The sequence below is a fragment of the Bradyrhizobium sp. UFLA03-84 genome, assembly GCF_002289535.1.
Lineage (GTDB): Bacteria > Pseudomonadota > Alphaproteobacteria > Rhizobiales > Xanthobacteraceae > Bradyrhizobium > Bradyrhizobium viridifuturi.
Map to the genome: position 1 here is coordinate 239,625 of NZ_NSJY01000017.1, position 15,644 is coordinate 255,268.

The window sequence follows — 15,644 nt, forward strand, 5'->3', positions numbered from 1 at the left end:
CCCGTCTGGATTTCACACGTCACAGCAATAGTTTGCCGTGATACTTGCAGGTATCGGCCAAGGCCATGTGAAATTCCCGGCTTCACCGCCTTTTGTCGGCCCCAAAGGCCGGGCAGGCAAAAACAACTGAATGGTAACCCTGCTTCGGATAGACTCTTCACCGTGTCCACCCCCCCGACCATCCTTGTGTTCGATTCCGGCCTCGGCGGCCTCACCGTGCTGCGCGAGATCGTCCGCGCCCGGCCCGACGCGCACTTTGTCTATGTCGCCGACGATGCGTTCTTCCCCTATGGCCACCACACCGAGGACGAGATCATCGACCGCGTGGTGCCGCTGGTCGGCGAGCTGATCCGGGCTCATCGGCCCGACCTGGTCGTGATCGCCTGCAACACGGCGTCGACCCTGGTCATGTCGCATCTGCGCGACGCCTATCCTTTGCCCTTCGTCGGCACGGTGCCGGCGATCAAGCCGGCCTGCGCCTCGTCGAAGACGCAGCGCGTCTCGGTGCTCGGCACCAGGGGCACCGTGAAGCGGGAATATACCCGCAAGCTGATTTCGGATTTCGCGCAGGGCTGCGAGGTGACCCTGGTCGGCTCCGGCGAGCTCGCCTCGCTGGCGGAAGCCGCGCTCAGCGGCCAGAGCGTGCGCGATGAGGACATCGCGGCCGAGCTCGCGCCCTGCTTCGTCGGCGCCGGCCCCGACGACCCGGCCCGCACCGACACCGTCGTGCTCGCCTGCACGCATTATCCGCTGCTGCTGGAACGCCTGACCAGGCTCGCGCCCTGGCCGGTCGACTGGATCGATCCGGCGCCGGCGATCGCACGCCGCGTCGCCGACCTGCTCGGCCCCGCCGGCACCGGGAGCGACGAGGCCGGCGCCGAGATGATCTTCACCTCGAAGCGCCCGCACACGCTGGCAGCGGCGCTGACGCCGTTCTTCGGCGGCCGCGTACCGGCCTGATCCTTCCCGTCGTCACAGCGCGCTGCTAGTTTCCCCTCGCCTCACGAGGGAGCACCGCATTGACCTCAGCACCGCTGACGCCACTCAACCGCCTGCGCAAGGCGTGGCGCGACAAGCGCCCGACCTTCGGCGCGATCGCGACCATTCCGAGCATCCAGACCGTGCAGATCATGGCGCAGTCGCTGGACTGGATCATCGTCGATCTCGAGCACGGCCCGATCGATCTCGGCACAGCGCATGCGATGATCGTGGCGACCTCGGGGACGCCATGCGTGCCGATGGTGCGGATATCAGCCAACGAGCCGCACCTTGCCAAGGCGCCGATGGACATCGGCGCGCTCGGCATCAACTTCCCGATGATCTGCAACCGCAACGAGGCCGAGAAGGCAGCGCGCAGCGTGCGCTATCCGCCGAAAGGTGACCGGCTCTGGGGCCCGTTCCATGCGCCGTTCCGCTGGGGCGTCTCGATGAACGACTACATGGCGACCGCCGACGACGACATGATCTGCATGATCACGATCGAGCATGTCGATGCAGTGAACCGCATCGACGAGATCATGGCGACGCCCGGCATCGACCTCGCGGTGATCGGCCCCGGCGATCTCGCCACCTCGATCAACAAGCGCGGGCTGCCCGACGATCCCGAAGTGATCGCGCTGATGCAGCGCGCCGAGGAAGGCATCTTGAAGAGCGGCGTGCCGATCGGCGGCGTCGCGCGCACCGCAGAGCAGGCCAATGCGATGATCGACCGCGGCTATCTGGCGCTGGCGCTCGGCTTCGACTGGTCGCTGTTCCAGCGCGGCATCGCCGCCGCCTTCGCCGGGATCAGGCGGTAAGCAGGTTCCAATGATGTCACACAGGAACCGCAGCGCGACTGAACGCGGGCGCTGCCAGTCAGCCCTCTGTAAGCTCGGTCGCGGATAATGCCAGGACGGCCGGCGCGATTGGATGAACGGACTAATCCCAATGTCGAAAGCGTACATCACACAGTGCCTGCTTTTCGCCGCGATTCCGCGCTGCTAGACTTTCGCGGGTTGGGAGGAAATTGCATGTTCAGGAAATTGCTGCTTGGCCTCACCGTGATTGCGTTTGCCGGCGCAGGCGGCGGCTTTGTCGGTGCTGGCGCTGCCTTGGCGCAGCAGAGCGGTATCAAGCGAACGCCGCTACAGAAGGTCGATTTTCCGGCGGGCTACAACACGGTCACCGCGATCGCCGAGGTTCCAGCCGGGGGTGCGTCGGGGCGTCACAGCCATCCGGGTGCGGAAACCGGCTATGTGCTCGAAGGCGAGCTGGAGCTTGTGATCGACGGCAAGCCGCCGCTGAAGCTGAAGGCGGGCGATTCCTACCAGATTCCGGAAGGCGCGGTGCACGACGCCAAGACCTCCGGCGACAAGCCGCTGAAGGTGCTCGGCGTCTACGTGGTCAAGGCCGGCGAGCCCCTGGCGAAACCAGCACCGTGAACCCGAACCGATTGGCCTCCGGCCGGTTGGTTCATGTCAGCTTCAGGTGCGGCGAGCGACAATTTGAGTTCGCCGGACCTTCGATGTTTTGCCTGATTGCAGGGATTTGAACCGAACAGATGCGCGGTAAGTTTCGTCGGATTTCATTGCCGCGCCGTCTCGTCGCCGATCTGATGCACGCATCGGCAGATGTGCCGTTCGTCTCCCTGACGCGCTCGCTGAACGTTCGTGCTGTCGTCGAGGCCCGGGCACGCGCCGCGCAGGCACCGGGCTGGGCCGCGATCTTCGTCAAGGCATTCGCGCTGGTCGCCAAGACCGAGCCGACCCTGCGCACGCTGCACGTCAAATTGCCGTGGCCCTGCCTCTACGAGCTGCCGCGCAGCGTCGGCATGGTGGCTATTGCGCGCGTTGAGAAGGGCGAGGACTGCGTGTTGTTCGAGCGCGTCTGCGCCGCCGACGAAATGGCGCTCAGCGATGTCGACGCGCTGATCCGGCGCGCCAAGACCGCGCCGCTGCACGAGATCCCGTCGTTCCGCAAGACCCTCAGCGTGACGCGCCTGCCGCTTCCGCTGCGCCGGCTGGCCTGGGCGATCGGGCTGAATTTCGGCCGGCAGCGCGCCAATTTCTGCGGCAGCTTCGGCGTCACCTCGGTTGCGGCCTATGGCCCCGGCGAGTTGCACGCGCTGAGCCCGGGGCCTTTCCTGCTGAGCTACGGCGTGATCAAGCCGGATAACACCGTGGATGTGGTGCTGCGCTGGGACCATCTGGTCTGCGACGCCGCCCTGATCGCCCAGACCCTGATCCGGCTCGAGCGGGTGCTGGCCGGCGAAATCGCCACGGAATTGGCCACGATCCGGCCTCACGCCGACACCCGGCCGGTCCGGGCGGCCGGAAACCGGCTTTGAGCGACGAAATCGGCCGATTTTGACGCCGATTCGACCCAAAATGCCCCCTGTTTTGTTTGACAGGAGCGGACTTTCTCCTTAAGACCACCCTTGCTCGCGGGCCGGTTTCGGCCCGCGATGCGTTTCGCGACCCGTGGTTCTCCCCGAGCTTTCGAGGCGAACCTGTCGGTACAGGCCTTTTGGCCGGTACACAGGAGGGCGCGTCTCCTCAAACCCTAGACTGACAAAACGCCGGTCGCTTCGTGCGAAGGCTATGCAAAGAGGACGCGATGACAAAGCGCAGTGAGGCGAAGTACAAGATCGATCGCCGCATGGGCCAGAATATCTGGGGCCGCCCGAAGAGCCCCGTGAACCGCCGCGAATACGGCCCCGGCCAGCACGGCCAGCGCCGCAAGGGCAAGCTCTCCGACTTCGGCGTGCAGCTCCGCGCCAAGCAGAAGCTCAAGGGCTACTACGCCAACATTTCCGAGCGCCAGTTCCACGGCATCTATGTCGAAGCCAGCCGCCTGAAGGGCGACACCGGCGAGAACCTGATCGGCCTGCTCGAGCGCCGTCTCGACACCGTGGTGTATCGCGCCAAGTTCGTCTCCACGATGTTCGCCGCGCGCCAGTTCATCAACCACGGCCATGTCAAGGTGAACGGCCGCAAGGTCAACATCGGCAGCTACAAGCTGAAGGTCGGCGACGTCGTCGAGGTCAAGGAATCCTCCAAGCAGCTCACCCCGGTGCTGGAAGCGAGCCAGCTCCCCGAGCGTGATGTGCCCGACTTCATCGAAGTCGATCACTCCAAGATGACGGCGAAGTACGCGCGTACCCCCGGCCTCTCGGACGTGCCGTTCCCGGTGCAGATGGAGCCGCATCTGATCGTCGAATTCTATTCGCGCTGATCGGTTCAGCGTTGCGAGATTCGAAAGGCCCCGGTTTTGCCGGGGCCTTTTTGTTTGGCCTGCGGACTATTGCAGTGCGTCGACCAGCACACGGTCAGCTGTGTGACCATGATCGGCAGCTGCTCGCGAGCAACGTCCGACCAATTTTCGCAGATCACGTCCGGATTGAGCTAGATCAAATTCAAGGCAGATCGGCTCGTACAATGTCGCATTCGATAGGGATGTTGGATGCTGCGACGGGCGACAAATATTCCGACGGAGATGTTCCGGACGGTCATTGCCATTGCCGAGGCCGGCTCCATGTCGAAGGCGGCCGACGTGCTGAACCTCAGCCAGCCCGCGATCAGCGCGCAAGTAAAGCGCCTTCAGCGATACATCGGCGGCGAGTTGTTCATCCGTACCGCAAGCGGCACAAATCCCACCGAGCTGGGCAAGCTGGTGCTTCAGCAGGCACGCCGGATCATCGACGCCAACGATCAGGTTCTCAGACTCGGCGGATCAGAGCGGCCCTCCGTGTGCAGGCTGGGAGTGAGCCAATTCTTTGCCGAGCCTCTGTTTGACATGATCGGCAAGGCTGGCCTTTCCGACATCTTCGTGATTGGCGAGCACTCGAGCGAAATTCGGCGAGGTCTCGTTGAGCGATTCATCGACGTCGCTTGTTTGTTCATGCATGAAGCCGACGGGCACGAAATCGAGGACCTGATCGTCGACGAATTCAAATTCGAAACCAGCTGGGTCAAGGCCCGGGATTTTGTCACGCGACCCGGCGCTCCGATTCCGATCATCACGCTTCCCGAAGACAATTGGATCATCGAGCCGCTGGAGCGAATGAAGGTTGCTTACCAGGTCGTGCTTCGAAGCTCTGACTCGGCAGTACGCGCCAGCGCTCTCAGAGCGGGGCTCGGCGTGACGGCCATGCCATCAGTATTCGTGCCGCCAGGCCTCGTCATCTCCAGGGACTCCTATTTGCCAGTGCTGGCGGCTCGCCGAGCTGTCGTCTGCATTCGTGAGGGGTGGACCGCAACCAATGTGCAGCATTTGGCAGGTCAGCTTTCCGAGCTGCTGGAGGACCTCGGCACCGTGATCTCTGAATCAGAAAGCTTGACCGACAATCGGTGAGCCGACTGGCGCAATCAAAGCCCTGACGTGCGACTTCTCGTCACGCCACCAAAGTTTGAAATTTTAGTCATTCGACATAGATTTCCGCTGAACCTGAAGACCCGCCGCATTGGAAGCAACTTGGTGCGGGTCAATCTCGCAAGCGGAACGACACCTTGGCGTGTTGCTGTTGCTTGTGGTGGCGAACCGCGTCGTCAACTCATGAAACGCGCGGGATGGTGCCGTACTTCGATAAGGCCCGATCGAGGCTTCCCCTTGCAACATCCCGAATGTGAGTCGAATCGGCTCGCGATTGAGCTTGCCTATGTCATCGTCCAGCACGAGCAGGATCGCATTATTCATAGACGGCGCTAGTCTGCACGCGACGGCGAAGGCGCTCGGCTTCGATATCGACTACAAGCGTCTCCTCAGCGAATTTCAAAGCCGCGGGAGACTCCTGCGCGCGTACTACTACACCCCCCTAGAGGACCAAGGATCCTCCTCGATGCGGCCCTTGATCAATTGGCTGAGCTATAATGGATACACCGTAGTCACCAAGACGACCAAAGCATACGTCGACGGAAACGGCCGCCGTAGAGTCACACGCAATGCGAACATCGAGCTTGCTGTCAACGCCATGGAGCTCGCCGATCGTATCGATCAGCTGGTGCTGGTCTCCGGCGATGGAGATTTCCGGCGGCTCGTTGAAGCAGTGCAGAGACGCGGCGTGCAAGTGACGGTGGTTTCGAGCGCGGCCCGTCAGTCGCCGTTGATCGAAGACGAACTGCGTCGGCAGGCTGATGTTTTTACCGACATTGCCGAATTGATGCCCAGGATCAGTCGCGATCTCTCCGAATGAAATTGCCGCGGTAGGGGCCATCAGCCACTGAGCCGCGGATGGCCGACATCTCGTCTGGTCGGAAGAAAAATCCATCTCCGCGGGGAACACCAGAATTCGATCCCAGCGGATCGGCGGCACGACCGCATGGATTGTCGCGTGACGCCGGCCGGGATTATCGTTATGTGGTTTCGCCATGCGGTCCGATCACCCCAAAACTGACCGGTGAATCCGCGCCCCGGCGCGGACCGATGAGGTAAGCCATGCACTACACCCCTGCCCGCCCCGATCCGAAGGCGCCCGCCGTCCGCATCAACCTGCTGTCGGACACCCAGACCAAGCCGACGCCGGCGATGCGCGAGGCGATGGCCGGGGCGGAGGTCGGTGACGAGCAGGTCGGCGACGATCCGACCACCAACGAGCTCTGCGCCCGCGTTGCCGATCTGCTCGGCAAGGAGGCCGCCGTATTCATGCCGTCGGGCACGATGTGCAACGTCGCCGCAACGCTGGCCTATTGCCGGCCGGGCGACGAGATCCTGGCGCATGCCACCGCGCATATCATCGCGCGCGAGGGCGGCGCGCATGCCGCGCTCGGCGGCTTCCAGATCACCCAGCTGTCGGGCGACGATGGCCAGTTCACGCCCGAGACGTTCCGCGCCGCGCTGCATCCGCGCACTCGCTACCAGCCGCCGCAGGTGCTGGTCAGCGTCGAGCAAACCGCCAATATCGGCGGCGGCACGATCTGGAAGAAGGCCGCGCTGGATGAGGTCGTGCGCATCGCCAAAGCCCACGGGCTCGTGACCCATATGGACGGCGCGCGGTTGCTGAACGCGACCGTCGCCTCCGGTATCTCGCCACGCGACATGACGGCGGGCTGGGATTCGGCCTGGATCGACTTCTCCAAGGGCCTCGGCGCGCCGATCGGCGGCGTCATCGCCGGCGCCAGAGCGTTCATCGACGACGTCTGGCGCTGGAAGCAGCGGCTCGGCGGCTCGATGCGGCAGTCCGGCGTCTGTGCCGCCGCCTGCATCCACGCGCTCGATCATCATGTCGACCGCCTCGCCGACGACCACGCCAATGCGCGGGCGCTGGCGCGCGGGCTGTCGCAGATCAACGGCATCGCAGTGCAGACGCCCGAGACCAACCTGGTCTTCTTCAAGCCCGACGGCGCCGGCGTATCAGGTGACAAGATGGTCGCCGAGCTGCGCAAACGCGGCGTGATGCTGGCGATGATGGACGGCCGGATCAGGGCCTGCACGCATCTCGACGTCTCGGCCGCAATGATCGAGGAAGCCGTCGGCCACGTCAGGGACATCGTCCGCGCGGCGTAGTATCCGCTCGTCATTGCGAGCGAAGCGAAGCAACCCATCTGTCCGTGTGCGCGGGGCGATGGATTGCTTCGTCGCTTCAGCGCAAAATTGCTTTGCAATTTTGTCGCGAGCTCCTCGCAATGACGAGAGGAAGGTCTTACCCGAACTACCGCCCCATCGCCTGATAGATCAGCGTCTTCAGCTCCTGCTGGATCCGGCCGCGCTGTGACGGCGTCTGCACCATGAAGATGCCGAACAGATCGTCGGCGGGATCGATGAAGAAGAACGTGCCCCCGACGCCGTCCCAGCGATACTCGCCCAATGGCCAATTCGTGTTCTCCGGCGCCGAGGTGCGCACGGCAAAGCCGAGGCCGAAGCCGGAGTTCGGACCGGGATAATAGTTCTTGTCGCGCACGACCCCGGTCTCGGGACCGATATGGTCCTTCGCCATCAGCGCGATGGTTTCCGGCTTCAGGTAGCGCTTCCCCTCATAGAGGCCGCCGTTCAGCAGCATCTGCGAGAAGCGCGCATAGTCGCCGATGGTGCCGACCATGCCGCCGCCGCCGGATTCCCACCGCAGCAGCTTGCGGGGGTCGCGGATGTCGGCGACCGGACTGATGGTGCGATCCTTCGGCATCGGCTCGGCGATCAGCGGCCATTTCGCAGGGTCGGTGACGTAGAACGCCGTCTCGTTCATTCCGAGCGGGCCGAGCAGCCGCTCCTTCTCGACCTGAAACAGGGATTTCCCCGAGATCACCTCGATGATGCGGCCGAGCACATCGGTGGAATGGCCGTAGTCCCATTGCGTGCCGGGTTGTTCGGCGAGCGGCAGCGCCGTCAGCCGCGCCACGAATTCGGCATTGTCGGGATCGTTGTTGAACAGGCCGGCATCGGCGTAGTCCTTGTTCACGATCCCGCCGCCGTAATAGCCGTAAGGCAGACCTGCGGTATGGCGCATCAGATCTTCGATGGTGACGGGGCGCTTGAGCGGCTCCAGCGTCATCGTCGTCTTGCCCTCGTCGCCGCGCTTCTCCACACCGACCTTCATGCCGGCAAAGGCCGGGATGTATTTCGACACGGGGTCGCTGAGCGCGAGCTTGCCTTCCTCCACCAGCATCATGGCGACGACCGTGGTGATCGGCTTCGACATCGAATAGAGGCGGAAGATGGTATCCGGGCTCATCGACAGTTCGGTGGCGACGTCGCGAACCCCGAAATTCTGGAAGTAAACCGGCTTGCCGTGCTGCTGCAGCAGCAGGATCGCGCCGGGAATCTTGCCGGTCGCGATCTCGTTCCTGATGTAATCGGAGACCTTGACGAGCCCCTCCGGCGAGAAACGCGCGACGGAGCTCGCCCTCGCCTCGACCGCACCGAGCAGGAGCATGAGCGCCGCGATCAGAGCGCGGCGCACGCGCATCTCAATTCTCCAGCGCTTCATAGATCAACTGCTTCAGCTTCACCTGGATGGGCTGGCGCTGGCTCGGTGATTGCTCGAGCAGGATGAAGAACATGTCCTGCTTGCGGTCGATCACGTAATAGCAGCCGCTTGCGCCGTCCCACTTCAGTTCACCCAGGTCGCCGGGCGGCGGCGGCTTCGCATTGCCGGGATCGGTGCGGACCGCGATGCCGAGCCCGAAACCGAAGCCGTCGCCGGGGAAATAGAATGCGTCGCGCGCGACGCCGGAGCCCGGGCCGACCTGGTCTGTCGTCAATTCCTTGAACGTTTCGGGCTTCAGAATGGTCTTCCCGTCGAAAGTGCCGCCATTGAGCAGCATCTGAGCGAAGCGCGAATAATCAGCCATGGTCGAGACCATGCCGCCGCTGGCGGATTCCCACTTCTTGACCTTGGTCGGATCATTGACCCGGCCGACCCGGAAGTCGCTGTCGTTCGGCATCGGTTCGGCCATCAGCTTCTGCTTCTCGGGATCAGTGACGAAGAAGCCGGTGTCCGTCATGCCGAGCGGGTCGAGCAGCCTTTCGCGCTCGATCGTCGAGAACTTCTCGCCAGTGGCCACCTCCATCACACGCGCCAGAATGTCGGTGGAATGGCCGTACTGCCAGAGCGCGCCGGGCTGGTTGTGCAGCGGCAACTTGGCGATCCGCTCGGCGAACTCGGCGAGGTCGAAATCGCCTCCATAAATGTTGGCTTCCTTGTAGGCCTTGCGGACCAGGCTGTCGCCATAGAAGCCGTAGGTGACGCCCGACGTATGCGTCATCAAATCGTGGATCGTGACCGCCCGGTTCGGCGGCACCAATTCGAGTGTCTTGGTGCCGTCCTCGGCCTTCTTCTCGACGCCTACCTTTACATCGGCAAATGACGGAATGTACTTCGAGACGGGATCGTCGAGCTTGTACTTGCCCTCTTGCAGCAGTTGCATCGACACCACGGCGGAGATCGACTTCGACATCGAGGCCAGGCGGAAGATGGTCTTGTCGGTGATCGGCGCCTTGCTCACCACGTCCTGGACGCCGAAGGATTCGTGGTAGACCGGCTTGCCATGCTGCTGGATTAGGACGATCGCGCCGGGGATCTTGCCAGTCGCCACCTGTTCCCTAAAGAATTCCGAGATTTTGGCGAGCTTCTCCGGATTGAAATGCGCGCCAGCCGGAATCTCGTAAGTGCCCTCGGTGTGCGTGTACGCGGGCGAAGCCGCCAGCAGCACTGCGGCGGCCGCAGCCGTGCGCCAAAATCCGAATGAAATCATTTGATCTATCCCTCTCCCCGCATATCACGGGGAAGTGTAGCGGCGGTATCATCAGGCACAAGGGCTCCCAAAGGCGTCCAGGACCGCCTGATGCAGCTCGCCGCTTGGGGCCGAGAAGCAGCAAAAGATCACCTGTGTGACACCGGGGGCGGATAGCAGGGCATCGACGACGGTTTCGACCGCAATCTGGGCGGCGCGATCTGCGGGGAAACGATAGATGCCGGTCGAGATTGCAGGGAAAGCGACCGACGCAAGCCCATGCTTTTCGCAGAGCTCGATCGAGCGCTGATAGCAGGATGCCAGCAGCCTGTCCTCATCGAGCTTGCCGCCATTCCACACCGGGCCGACCGTATGGATGACGTGCCTGGCGGGAAGCCTATAGCCTCTGGTGATCTTGGCCTGGCCAGTCTCGCAGCCGTGAAGCATACGGCATTCGGCGACCAGATCGGGTCCAGCGGCACGATGGATCGCGCCGTCGACACCGCCGCCACCGAGCAGCGATGAGTTGGCCGCGTTGACGATGGCGTCAACGCGCAGGGTCGTGATGTCGGTGACGATGACGTCGAGCCGCGCCTTGCCGATCTGGCGCGCGGTCAAGGTCAGGCAGCTACGTCGACCGGGATGCCCTTGTCGGCAAACAGCTGCTGCAATTCACCGGCCTGGAACATCTCGCGGATGATGTCGCAACCGCCGACGAACTCGCCCTTCACATAGAGCTGCGGAATCGTCGGCCAATTCGAATAGACCTTGATGCCGTTGCGCAGCTCGGCCGATTCGAGAACGTTGAGGCCTTTGTAGCCGACACCGATGTGGTCGAGGATCTGAACGACCTGACCGGAAAACCCGCACTGCGGGAATTGCGGCGTGCCCTTCATGAACAGCACGACGTCGTTCGACTTCACTTCGTTGTCGATGAATTGCTCGATGCTCATTTTCGCTTCCTTCGGGGGCGGCGCTCTCAGGCCTTGACGGGCCGGCCCACCCTTCTAACCCGTGACTGGCTATATATGTAGCTCAAACCATTGTGCATCCAAAGTAAAATGGCGGAAATCTGGCATGCGGCGGGGGCCGGACGGCACCCCCAAAAGCGCCGGGATTATCTGACGGGCCCAATATCATCATGGGGGAGGCTTTTTTCCCGTAACGGAGCCCCTATCTAGGACGAACTGTCCGTCAGGAACCAGATTGCCGAAGCAACGTTCTCCCCCTGGAATCGGAGACCCATGTGACGAAACCAGCCTCTGCCGCGGCCACCAATTCCGCCGCCACCCCGTCACTTTCCTCCGAATCCGCCCCGCTCGCACAGCGGCTGGCGGACGCCTATCGCGCGGTCCGCGACGAGACGGAGCGCCGGGCCGCCCCGCTGTCGGCGGAAGACCAGCTAATCCAGTCGATGCCGGATGCGAGCCCTGCCAAGTGGCACCGCGCCCATACCACCTGGTTCTTCGAGCAATTTCTGCTCGGCGAGCACGTCAAGGGCTACACGCCGTTCCATCCGGACTACGCCTATCTGTTCAATTCCTATTACGTCAGCGCCGGCCCGCGGCACGCCCGCCACCAGCGCGGCCATCTGACCCGCCCGACCGCCGACGAAGTCACCGCCTATCGCCGCCATGTCGACGCCGAGGTGGTGAAATTCTTCCGGACCGCGACGCAGGACACGCTCGAGGCCCTGGTGCCGCTGGTCGAGGTCGGCCTCAACCATGAGCAGCAGCATCAGGAGCTGATGTACACCGACATCCTGCATGCCTTCGCGCAGAACCCGATCCCGCCGGCCTACGATCCGGCGTGGCGCTTCCCGGCATCGCAGCACGGGCCGCAGGAATGGGTCACGCTCAACGAAGGCATCCACACCGTCGGCCACGGCGACGACAGCTTCCATTTCGACAATGAGAAGCCCGCGCATCGCGCCTTGGTCGGCCCGGTGAAACTCGCCAAGAACCTCGTCAGCAACGCCGACTGGCTCGCCTTCATCAAGGACGGCGGCTATTCCACCGCGACGCTGTGGCTGATGGACGGCTTCGGCACCGTCAGCAACGAGGGCTGGCAGGCGCCGGGTCACTGGCGCGAGATCGACGGCGAATGGAAGATCATGACGTTGGGTGGCCTGCAGGCCATCGATCCGCAGGCCCCGGTCTGCCATGTCAGCTACTACGAAGCCGACGCCTTCGCCCGCTGGGCCGGCAAGCATCTGCCGACCGAGATGGAATGGGAGGTCGCGGCACGTGCCGGCCTGCTGAACGACGCCTATGGCATCGTCTGGCAATGGACCCGCAGCGCCTACTCACCCTATCCGGGCTACCGTGCGATCGAGGGCGCGCTCGGTGAGTACAACGGCAAGTTCATGGTCAACCAGCTGGTGCTGCGCGGCTCGTCGCTGGCGACCCCACGCGGTCACAGCCGTGTCACCTATCGCAACTTCTTCTATCCCCACCATCGCTGGCAATTCACGGGGTTACGCCTCGCCGACTACGCCTGATTGATTCCAGTTGACATCAAGTGCGCGCCGGTAAGCGCGTTCAGGAGAGTATCATGAATGTGCATGCCGCCGCTTTGGCCAAAGCGTATCCATTCGACGAAGCGACCTCGGCGTTTGCCGGCGACGTGATCGGCGATCTCGCCCGTCACCCGAAACGGCTGTCGCCGAAATATTTCTACGACGCCACCGGCTCGGAGCTGTTCGAGCAGATCACGGTGCTGCCGGAATACTATCCGACGCGCACTGAACTTGGCATCCTGCGCGACCGCGGCGACGAGATATCAGCGATCATCCCCGACGGCGCGGCGCTGGTCGAGTTCGGCGCCGGCGCGACCACCAAGGTGCGCCTGCTACTCGAGCATTGCGAGTTCGCAGCCTATGTCCCGGTCGATATATCAGGCGATTTCCTGAAAGCGCAGGCCGACGGCCTGCGGAAGGATTTCCCGGGTCTCGGTATCTATCCGGTGGCGGCCGATTTCACCACGCCGTTCGCGCTGCCCGAGGCGGTCGCAGCGATGCCGAAGGTCGGCTTCTTCCCCGGCTCGACGCTCGGCAATTTCGAGCCGAGCGAGGCCTTGGCCTTCCTGCGCAGCGCGCGCAAGATCCTAGGCCATGGCGCGCAGATGATCATCGGCGTCGACCTCGAGAAAGACGAGCGCGTGCTGTACGACGCCTATAACGACGCGGCCGGCGTCACCGCGCGCTTCAACCTCAATGTGCTGGTGCGGATCAACCGTGAGCTCGGCGGCAATTTCGACCTGTCGGGCTTCACCCACCGCTCGATCTACAACCGCGACCGCCATCGCATCGAGATGCACCTGATCAGCCGCAAGGCGCAGACCGTGCGCATCCTCGGCAACACCTTCGCGTTCCGCCCCGGCGAGAGCATTCACACCGAGAACAGCTACAAATACTCGCTCGAGCGTTTCACCGCGCTCGCCCGCAGCGCGGGGTGGACGGTGCGCAACAGTTGGACCGACGCCAACACGATGTTCTCGGTGCACGCTCTCGTGGCGGACTAGCGATATTATTAGATTGACGCGTTTTCTTCACGCGAACCGGTACCCACTTCGCTCGAAAACGCTATGAACGCGAGGGACGGGGGCACGATGATGGGCCGGCGCGCGCTGCAGGTCGCCACAGCGGTGCTCGCCCTTGTCCCGATCCTGACCGGCATCATCACCATGCTCGGCGTGAGCGATCCGCTCTATGCCGCGTCGGGCGTGCCGGCGCTGCCGGTGCTCGACAGCAATCTGCGCTTCTTCGGCGGGGTCTGGCTCGGTCTCGGCCTTGCCCTGCTCTGGCTGGTGCCGCGCATCGAAAGCGAGAGCGTTCTGTTCCGCGTGGTCTGGGGCGGCATCTTCCTCGGCGGGATCGGCAGGCTGCTGTCGATCGTGATGGTCGGCGCACCGCCGCTGCCCTTCGTGGGCTTCACCCTGCTCGAAGTGATCGGCGCGCCCCTGTTCGTCTATTGGCAGCATCGCGTGGCGACTGCCCGTCGCACGTAACGACCTTCCCTATTCTTCCTCTCCCGTCGACCTTAGCGAGATCGACTCCCACGCCGCCACCACGATCATGATCGCGGTGGTGACTATCGAAAGCATCAGCGGGGACATCCCGCCGGCGAAATACGCCGCGACCGCCAGCGCGATGATGCCGACGCCATGCGAGAGCTGCAGAAAGCCGCGGATCACGTATTTGAACAGGATGGTGCCGACCAGGAACAGCGCGGGACCGCCGACCGAGCTGACGATCGTTTTCAGGTCGCAATGGCCGGTGGGATGCTTCAGCACCAGTTCGTCGGCGACCGCGGTGAGAATGATGCCACCGACGATCGGCATGTGCAGGTAGGTGTAGGCGATCCGTGCCACGCGGCCGGATTCCTCGGATTTCGAGATCATGTCCGAGCCGGCCTCGGCGCCCTTGTGGAAATAGATCCACCACATCGCGATGCTGCCGACCAGCGCCGAGATGAAGGCTGTGACATTCTCCGGAGTCCAGGTCAGCTCGGCAAAGGTCGCGCCGTCGACCACGATGGCCTCGCCGAGTGCGATGATGATGAAGCCGGCGCAGCGCTCCGCCATGTGGCCGCCCTCGACCGACCAGGCCTCCATGGAGGAGAAGCCGAGCCCGGGGGTCCAGAACCGCAGGGCCGGCGCGACATATTCGATCGCGAGCGCCGCGATCCAGAGCCACATCCGCGTCTCGTGCTCGGCGAAGCCGCCAAGGATCCACAGCACCGCCGAGCAGCTGAGCCAGGTCAGGATCCGGATCGCATTGTGGCGCACCGCGGTGCGGCGCCGCGGCGTCGCCAGCAGCCAGAACGCCGTGCGGCCGACCTGCATTGCCGCATAGGTCCCGGCAAACCACAGCCCGCGGCCCTCGAAGGCGGTCGGGATCGAGGTCGACAGCAACAGCCCGCCCAGCATCAGGACGAACAGCAGCAGGCGGACCGGCGTCAGGTCGGGATTGAGCCAGTTGGTGACCCAGGTGGTGTAGACCCACACCCACCACACCGCGAGGAACAGCAGCGTGACCTGCACCGCGCCCAGCGGGCTGAAGTGGTGCAGCAGCGTATGCGACAACTGCGTGACGGCGAAGACGAAGACGAGATCGAAAAACAGCTCGGCATTGGTGACGCGGCTGTGCTGGTTCGGCACGATGACGCGAAACATCGCGCCACGCGGATTGTCTGCCATCGCTCCAGGCCCCCGCCCGCTGGCCGGGGCCTAGCCTTCCGGCACCCCGGTCTGCAGGGCGAGCGCGTGCAGCACGCCACCCATCTGGCCCTTCAGCGACTGGTAGACGATCTGATGCTGCTGGACGCGGGACTTGCCGCGGAATGACTCGGAAACGACAGTGGCCGCGTAGTGGTCGCCGTCGCCTGCCAGGTCGCGGATCGTCACCTCGGCGTCCGGGATAGCTGCCTTGATCATCGATTCGATATCACGGGCGTCCATCGGCATCCCAGTCCACCTCCGTCAAGTCGTTCGAATCAGGGC

16 protein-coding genes and 1 pseudogene are annotated in these 15,644 nt (G+C 63.6%); 11 read left to right on the forward strand and 6 right to left on the reverse strand.

The genetic code is table 11. The annotated features are described in order from the left end of the window. The first annotated feature begins 162 nt into the window (after positions 1-162). The 8 genes and pseudogenes from murI to CK489_RS33825 all read left to right on the forward strand — a co-directional run bounded on the left by murI (position 163) and on the right by CK489_RS33825 (position 7,479). Entirely contained in the window at positions 163-960 is a 798-nt protein-coding gene (gene murI, locus CK489_RS33790) for a glutamate racemase (protein ID WP_095735343.1), read from the forward strand. Between the two features lie 59 nt (positions 961-1,019). Then, positions 1,020-1,796 (forward strand): HpcH/HpaI aldolase family protein, encoded by a 777-nt coding sequence (locus CK489_RS33795; protein WP_095735344.1) that lies wholly within the window; start codon positions 1,020-1,022, stop codon positions 1,794-1,796. 213 nt (positions 1,797-2,009) lie between these two features. Next, complete coding sequence (locus CK489_RS33800) at positions 2,010-2,420, forward strand: cupin domain-containing protein (RefSeq protein ID WP_198961091.1); 411 nt, start codon at positions 2,010-2,012, stop codon at positions 2,418-2,420. A 119-nt stretch (positions 2,421-2,539) separates the two neighbouring features. After that, positions 2,540-3,325 carry an acyltransferase gene (locus tag CK489_RS33805; RefSeq protein ID WP_095735345.1) on the forward strand — a complete coding sequence of 262 codons (786 nt, stop codon included), beginning with the start codon at positions 2,540-2,542 and terminating at the stop codon, positions 3,323-3,325. A 269-nt stretch (positions 3,326-3,594) separates the two neighbouring features. Beyond that, a complete protein-coding gene (gene rpsD, locus CK489_RS33810; RefSeq protein ID WP_024582597.1) occupies positions 3,595-4,212 on the forward strand; it encodes a 30S ribosomal protein S4 in 618 nt (205 codons plus the stop codon). A gap of 228 nt (positions 4,213-4,440) precedes the next feature. Next, a complete protein-coding gene (locus CK489_RS33815; protein ID WP_095735346.1) occupies positions 4,441-5,331 on the forward strand; it encodes a LysR family transcriptional regulator in 891 nt (296 codons plus the stop codon). A 304-nt stretch (positions 5,332-5,635) separates the two neighbouring features. Beyond that, positions 5,636-6,166, forward strand: a pseudogene (locus tag CK489_RS33820) (LabA-like NYN domain-containing protein); the annotation flags it as partial. Positions 6,167-6,411: 245 nt separating this feature from the next. Next, the gene (locus CK489_RS33825) at positions 6,412-7,479 is read left to right on the forward strand and encodes a threonine aldolase family protein (protein WP_095735348.1); all 1,068 of its coding nucleotides are present in this window, start codon (positions 6,412-6,414) and stop codon (positions 7,477-7,479) included. Between the two features lie 145 nt (positions 7,480-7,624). On the opposite strand, the gene CK489_RS33830 is transcribed toward CK489_RS33825, so the two are convergent. The 4 genes from CK489_RS33830 to grxD are packed head-to-tail and all read right to left on the reverse strand — an operon-like array spanning position 7,625 to position 11,095. Further along, a complete protein-coding gene (locus tag CK489_RS33830) occupies positions 7,625-8,875 on the reverse strand; it encodes a serine hydrolase domain-containing protein (RefSeq protein WP_198961092.1) in 1,251 nt (416 codons plus the stop codon). Between the two features lies 1 nt (position 8,876). Then, positions 8,877-10,163 (reverse strand): serine hydrolase domain-containing protein, encoded by a 1,287-nt coding sequence (locus tag CK489_RS33835; RefSeq protein WP_050629175.1) that lies wholly within the window; start codon positions 10,161-10,163, stop codon positions 8,877-8,879. 51 nt (positions 10,164-10,214) lie between these two features. Next, entirely contained in the window at positions 10,215-10,766 is a 552-nt protein-coding gene (locus CK489_RS33840) for an O-acetyl-ADP-ribose deacetylase (protein WP_094194029.1), read from the reverse strand. Further along, positions 10,763-11,095, reverse strand: a complete 333-nt coding sequence (gene grxD / locus CK489_RS33845) for a Grx4 family monothiol glutaredoxin (RefSeq protein WP_016843475.1) — start codon at positions 11,093-11,095, stop codon at positions 10,763-10,765. The genes CK489_RS33840 and grxD overlap by 4 nt, the downstream gene beginning before the upstream one ends. Before the next feature lie 293 nt (positions 11,096-11,388). Here grxD and egtB point away from each other — a divergent pair, with 293 nt between their 5' ends. From egtB to CK489_RS33860, 3 genes are all read left to right on the forward strand, one after another. Continuing rightward, positions 11,389-12,642, forward strand: coding sequence for an ergothioneine biosynthesis protein EgtB (gene egtB, locus CK489_RS33850; RefSeq protein ID WP_095735350.1), 1,254 nt, complete (start codon positions 11,389-11,391; stop codon positions 12,640-12,642). Positions 12,643-12,695: 53 nt separating this feature from the next. After that, positions 12,696-13,664 carry an L-histidine N(alpha)-methyltransferase gene (egtD, locus tag CK489_RS33855; RefSeq protein WP_050629172.1) on the forward strand — a complete coding sequence of 323 codons (969 nt, stop codon included), beginning with the start codon at positions 12,696-12,698 and terminating at the stop codon, positions 13,662-13,664. Positions 13,665-13,751: 87 nt separating this feature from the next. Then, positions 13,752-14,150, forward strand: coding sequence for a DUF4345 domain-containing protein (locus CK489_RS33860; RefSeq protein ID WP_245350592.1), 399 nt, complete (start codon positions 13,752-13,754; stop codon positions 14,148-14,150). Between the two features lie 9 nt (positions 14,151-14,159). On the opposite strand, the gene CK489_RS33865 is transcribed toward CK489_RS33860, so the two are convergent. Both CK489_RS33865 and CK489_RS33870 read right to left on the reverse strand, forming a co-directional pair. After that, positions 14,160-15,341 (reverse strand): low temperature requirement protein A, encoded by a 1,182-nt coding sequence (locus CK489_RS33865; protein WP_095735352.1) that lies wholly within the window; start codon positions 15,339-15,341, stop codon positions 14,160-14,162. A 30-nt stretch (positions 15,342-15,371) separates the two neighbouring features. After that, the gene (locus CK489_RS33870) at positions 15,372-15,608 is read right to left on the reverse strand and encodes a BolA family protein (RefSeq protein WP_021077843.1); all 237 of its coding nucleotides are present in this window, start codon (positions 15,606-15,608) and stop codon (positions 15,372-15,374) included. Positions 15,609-15,644: the final 36 nt, after the last annotated feature.